This window comes from Streptomyces sp. NPDC002536 (genome assembly GCF_053594995.1).
This window is the reverse complement of record NZ_JBSFWU010000206.1, coordinates 1-4,530: the sequence shown is the minus strand read 5'-3', so window position 1 is coordinate 4,530 and position 4,530 is coordinate 1. Positions and strand designations below refer to the sequence as shown.

The window sequence follows — 4,530 nt, the reverse complement described above, 5'->3', positions numbered from 1 at the left end:
CGGAGGAGACGCCCGGGACGCGCTTCTTGTAGGCCACGCGCGTCCCGTCGGGCGAGAGGGAAGGGCACTCCACGTTCGTGTGCAGGGTGCGCAGCGTGCGGGTGCGGCGGTCCCCGCTCACCAGGTGCGTGCGGCCGCCGGTGGCGACGGTGGCGTAGAAACGGTCGTCGTCGGCGAACGTGACGCCCCAGACGTTGAGGTCCGGTGCCTTGCGCGGACGGTCGTCCACCAGGATGCGGTAGTCCTCCAGGTTGCGGTCCAGCGTGCCGGTGCGCAGGTCGAGGACCGAGGTGCGGGTGGAGAAGGCGGTGCCCGCGTAGGAGTCGCCGCTGACGAAGACGGTCCAGGCCACCGCACGCCCGTCGGGTGCCACCCGGGCCCGGGTGGGGATGCCCGCAAGGTCGTAGCGGTGCAGCTCGTGCAGCCGTGCGTCGAGCACGACCGCACGGTAGGTGTCGCGCAGCTTGCCGTGCACGGCCTGGAGACAGATGCCGGTTCCCGACGCCGTGTGGAAACGCAGGCACTTGACGCCGGAGGCGGTGCGCGGGCCGTCGGGTCTGCCGACGGGCACCGAGACGATCTCGTCGCGGTGCGGCCCCCAGGCCATGTTGCGGAAAACCTCGCGTCCGGGCGTGTCCAGGACGACCTCACCGGTGTGCACCGGAGGGCCGCCCGCCTGTGTACGGTCCTTCTCCGCGGCCCGGCCGGCGGCGTGCAGAGTGGCGCCTATGGCGACGCCGCCCAGGAGCAGTACGGCGGCGAACAGGATGACAAGGCGCTTCGTGCGGTTCAACGGGCGGACTCCGGCGGGGTGTCGGGGGGCGGGGTGCGCAGCAGCAGGGCGCTCACGGCGGCCGAGACGGCGAGTCCTGCGGCTGCTGCTCCCAGGGCGGTGCGGTCGCCCCAGGCCGTCCATGCCGCTCCGAAGGAGACGGAGCACACGAAGCGGGCGGCGGCCTGACCGGTCTGCACCACGGCCAGCCCGCTGCCGCGGACCGCCTCCGGTACGGCGTCGGCGGTCGCCGCGGCGAGCACGCCGTCGGTGGCCGCGTAGAAGCTGCCGTGCAACGCGAGCACCGGACAGACGAGAGCGACCGGACCGCCGGCCGGTGCGACGAGGACTCCGTATGCCGCCAACAGTGCGAGATGGCCGCAGAGGAACAGCCGCCTCCGGCCGAAACGATCGGCGATCGCACCGAACGGCACGGCCAGCAGGAGGAATGCTCCGGCAGTGCCCAGCGGCAGCAGCGGGAACCAGGACTCGGACAGGTCCAGGCGGCGCTGCAGGGTCAGATAGAGGAACGAATCGCTGACCGTGGTCAGACCCAGCAGCACGGCGCAGCACGTCAGTCGGCGCACCTCGGGCCGTTGCAACAGCTCGCGCAGCGACACCGGTTCGGCTGTCGTGCGCCGGGCAGGGGCTGCGGCATCGGTGCGTCCGGGGACGAACAGCAGCAGTACCAGGACGCCCAGTGCCGCCACGCAGCCGCTGACGGTGAAGACGGCGTCGTAGCCCTCCGCCGCGGCCCGGAGCACGAGGAAGGCGAGCAGCGGACCCAGGAGCGCGCCGGCCGTGTCCATGGCGCGGTGCACGCCGAACGCCCGCCCGCGCCCGGCGGGTTCGCTCGCCATCGAGATCATGGCGTCGCGCGGTGCGGTGCGCAGGCCCTTCCCCGTGCGGTCTGCGGCGAGGACCGCTCCGATCAGCGGCACGCCGTGCGCGACGAGCAACAGGGGCTTGCAGAGGGCGGAAAGACCGTAGCCGATGACCGCCACGGTCTTGTGGCCGCCTTCCCGGCGGTCGGAGAGCCGTCCACCTGCGAAGCGGACGAGTGCGCTGACTCCGTTGTAGACGCCGTCCAACAGGCCGAAGCCGAGAGGGGAAAGGCCCAGCCCGGCGACGAGGTAGAGCGGCAGGACGGCGGTGACCATCTCGGAGGAGACGTCGGTGATCAGGCTGACGGTGCCGAGGGCGAGCACCGTGCCGGGCACGACGACGGCCCGCCGGACGGGGCCCGTGCCCCGTCCGGCGGTGCCCGGTGCAGGAGTGGCGCGGCTGTCCGCGAGGTACACGGTCAGCTGTTCCAGATGCCGGCGATGTCCTTGGCGCCGGCGGAGCTTCCGGCGTACGGCAGGCCGTACATGCTCTCCAGCGTGTGCAGCACGTCGTAGTGGTTGTACGTGTCGTCGGACGACGATCCCGCCTTGACGGGCTGACCGTAGAGGACCGTGGGGATGCGGTTGCCGCTGAGCCGGTTGTCCTCGTCGAAGGTGAGCAGGAGCAGGCTGTTGTGGCTCTGGGCCCAGTCGGCGTAGCTCTTGAGGTTGTTCTTGAGCCAGGTGTCACCGGTGGCGACGGAGCAGTCGTGCATGTCGCTGCACAGGTTCGGTATGACGAAGGAGACCGCCGGCAGGGTGCTGTAGTCGCCGGGGAACTTGTCGAAGGTGTGCGCGCTGCTGGTGGGCACGTTGCCGAAGCCGAACCAGGGGTTGTGCTTCTGGGCGTACTTGCCGCTGCGGCAGACGGTGGAACCCTCCGACGGAAGGGACTCGTTGTAGCTCGCCCAGGTCTTTCCCGCGTCGAGCAGCTCCGAGGCGAGGTTGGGTGCCTGGAGGGCCCCGGGGTCGACGCAGCTGTCGTCGGTGATGCCCTGGGTGTCCCCGGAGAACAGTGCGTAGTAGTTCGGCTGGCTCGGGTGGGTCTCGGCGTACGAGGCGGTCAGGTTGGCGCCCCCGGAGGCCAGTGCGTTGATGTACGGGGCGTCGGAGCTGCCGAGGACCTGGTCGTAGGCGTGGTTCTCGAAGACGACCACCACCACGTGGTCCGGGGTGGGCAGGGCCGTGGCGGCGGAGGAGTCGGCGGCCCACAGGCCGAGGGAGGTGGCGGCGAGCCCGAACGCCGCGGCCAGGGCGCCGAGACGGCGTCGGCGGAGGGGGTGCGGGCTCTGCGGATGTCTGGCGTCGGCGGGCACGAGGTCCTCCGTACAGGGGGGAATCGGTGGGGGTGTGCGGGTGCGGTGGCAGCGTAGGACTGCCGGTAGTGGCATGTACACGACCTGGAAGTGACGGGTTCGGGAACACGGGCCGAGCGCAGGACGACGAACGCGCTGTCGGTGCGGGGAGTTAGGGTCGAAGGGCCGGTGTCGCAGGCGACCGAGGGGAGGCCGGGCCGTTATGGGCAAGGTGACGGCGGTGTGCAGCAGCGGTGAGCACGAGTTCAGCAAGCCGGTGCGGGACCGCATCCGACTGCTGGAGGGGCTGGGAGTCGAGGGCGATGCGCACTTGGGGGCGACGGTGCAGCACCGCTCGCGCGTTGCACAGGACCCGACGCAGCCCAACCTCCGTCAGGTGCACCTCATTCAGCAGGAACTGTTCGACGAGGTGGCCGCGGCCGGTTTCACGGTCGGCCCCGGTCAGCTGGGGGAGAACGTCACCACCCACGGGATCGACCTGCTGGGTCTTCCCCGCGGCGCCCGCCTGCGGCTGGGTCCGCAGGCGGTCGTCGAGATCACCGGCCTGCGCAACCCGTGCCTGCAGATCGAGGGGTTCCGCCGGGGCCTGCTCAAGGAGGTCGTGGGGCGCGCGGAGGACGGTTCCGTCGTGCGCAGGGCCGGTGTCATGGGCGTCGTCCTGGCGGGCGGCGAGGTCCGTCCCGGGGATCCCGTGCAGGTGGAGCTGCCCGACGGGCCGCATCTTCCCCTGGAGCGCGTCTGAGTGGACTTGTCGAAGTCCAGTGCGGTACCGCGCCCCGAAAGGGGCGCGGGGAACTGCGCGACCAGCCACGGGCTGCCCGCAGCCGAAGTACCGCGATTCCAGCGGAGCGGCCGGCAGACGGGCGGCGGCCCGGCGTGCCCTGCCGCGGGAATGCCGTGGGCCGGCCGTCATGCGGCGGGCAGACCGAGCAGGGAGCGCGCCACGGTCAGCGGCGCCTCGTCCTGCTCGCGGGCGAGGGCTATGACCGCACGGCAGGCCAGCTCGTTGACCCCGAACGTGAGGGCCTCGGGCGAGACCCACCGCGCCGCCTCCGCGCTGCGGTCGCCGTCGTTCTCGGCGCACGCCGCCACGTACAGGGCCGCCGCCTCGAACAGGTTGCGCTGCGGGGCCGCGGAGGGCCGTGGGGCCCGGACCGATCGCTGCCCGGATTCCCCAAGACGCTTGCGGAATTTGTGGAGCACAGTGATCACCTGCCCCGTGAAGCAAAGCCTGCGGTTGTTCAAGTGTTCCCGGAGTCCGGCGAATTGAACCGCCGGGAAACCCGGTGCCGACCGTGCGGTGAAAACCGGGGTTGGCATGGCGTGTCCGCATTCCGTTCCGGTCGGCGAACAGGTGCGTACGGAAGGGCCCGGCGGGTTGCCGGGAGGGCTCGGGTGAGCAAGGCTTGCACGGCAGTTGCGGGGGAATCGGGGAACTGCGGGAACGGGGAGGCAGGGCATGACCGACGGCAAAGAACTCGAGGGACTGCTGGACGACTTGGCCCAGCGCGTCGAATCGATACGGTACGCGCTGGTGCTGTCCAACGACGGCCTGGTG

Annotated in this window: 5 protein-coding genes and 1 pseudogene; 2 read left to right on the top strand and 4 right to left on the bottom strand. The window is 71.3% G+C overall.

The window, feature by feature from the left end:
- The 3 genes from ACWD4B_RS35175 to ACWD4B_RS35165 all read right to left on the bottom strand — a co-directional run.
- Positions 1–793: TolB-like translocation protein (locus ACWD4B_RS35175; RefSeq protein WP_451424584.1), on the bottom strand; the 793-nt coding region annotated here is incomplete at its 3' end.
- Positions 790–2,073, bottom strand: coding sequence for an MFS transporter (locus ACWD4B_RS35170; protein WP_451424583.1), 1,284 nt, complete (start codon positions 2,071–2,073; stop codon positions 790–792). The genes ACWD4B_RS35170 and ACWD4B_RS35175, both read right to left, overlap by 4 nt.
- A 2-nt stretch (positions 2,074–2,075) precedes the next feature.
- Positions 2,076–2,972 (bottom strand): alkaline phosphatase family protein, encoded by an 897-nt coding sequence (locus ACWD4B_RS35165; RefSeq protein WP_451424582.1) that lies wholly within the window; start codon positions 2,970–2,972, stop codon positions 2,076–2,078.
- A gap of 202 nt (positions 2,973–3,174) precedes the next feature.
- Here ACWD4B_RS35165 and ACWD4B_RS35160 point away from each other — a divergent pair, with 202 nt between their 5' ends.
- Entirely contained in the window at positions 3,175–3,714 is a 540-nt protein-coding gene (locus ACWD4B_RS35160) for an MOSC domain-containing protein (RefSeq protein WP_451424581.1), read from the top strand.
- A gap of 167 nt (positions 3,715–3,881) precedes the next feature.
- Here the strand turns inward: ACWD4B_RS35160 and ACWD4B_RS35155 are convergent, their stop codons facing one another.
- Entirely contained in the window at positions 3,882–4,184 is a 303-nt protein-coding gene (locus ACWD4B_RS35155) for a hypothetical protein (protein WP_451424580.1), read from the bottom strand.
- A gap of 247 nt (positions 4,185–4,431) precedes the next feature.
- Here ACWD4B_RS35155 and ACWD4B_RS35150 point away from each other — a divergent pair.
- Positions 4,432–4,530 (top strand): annotated as a pseudogene (locus ACWD4B_RS35150) (roadblock/LC7 domain-containing protein); the annotation flags it as partial.

Coding starts and splice junctions, on each gene's coding strand:
- ACWD4B_RS35160 (WP_451424581.1), top strand. CDS start 3,175: ATGGGCAAGGTGACGGCGGTGTGCAGCAGCGGTGAGCACGAGTTCAGC.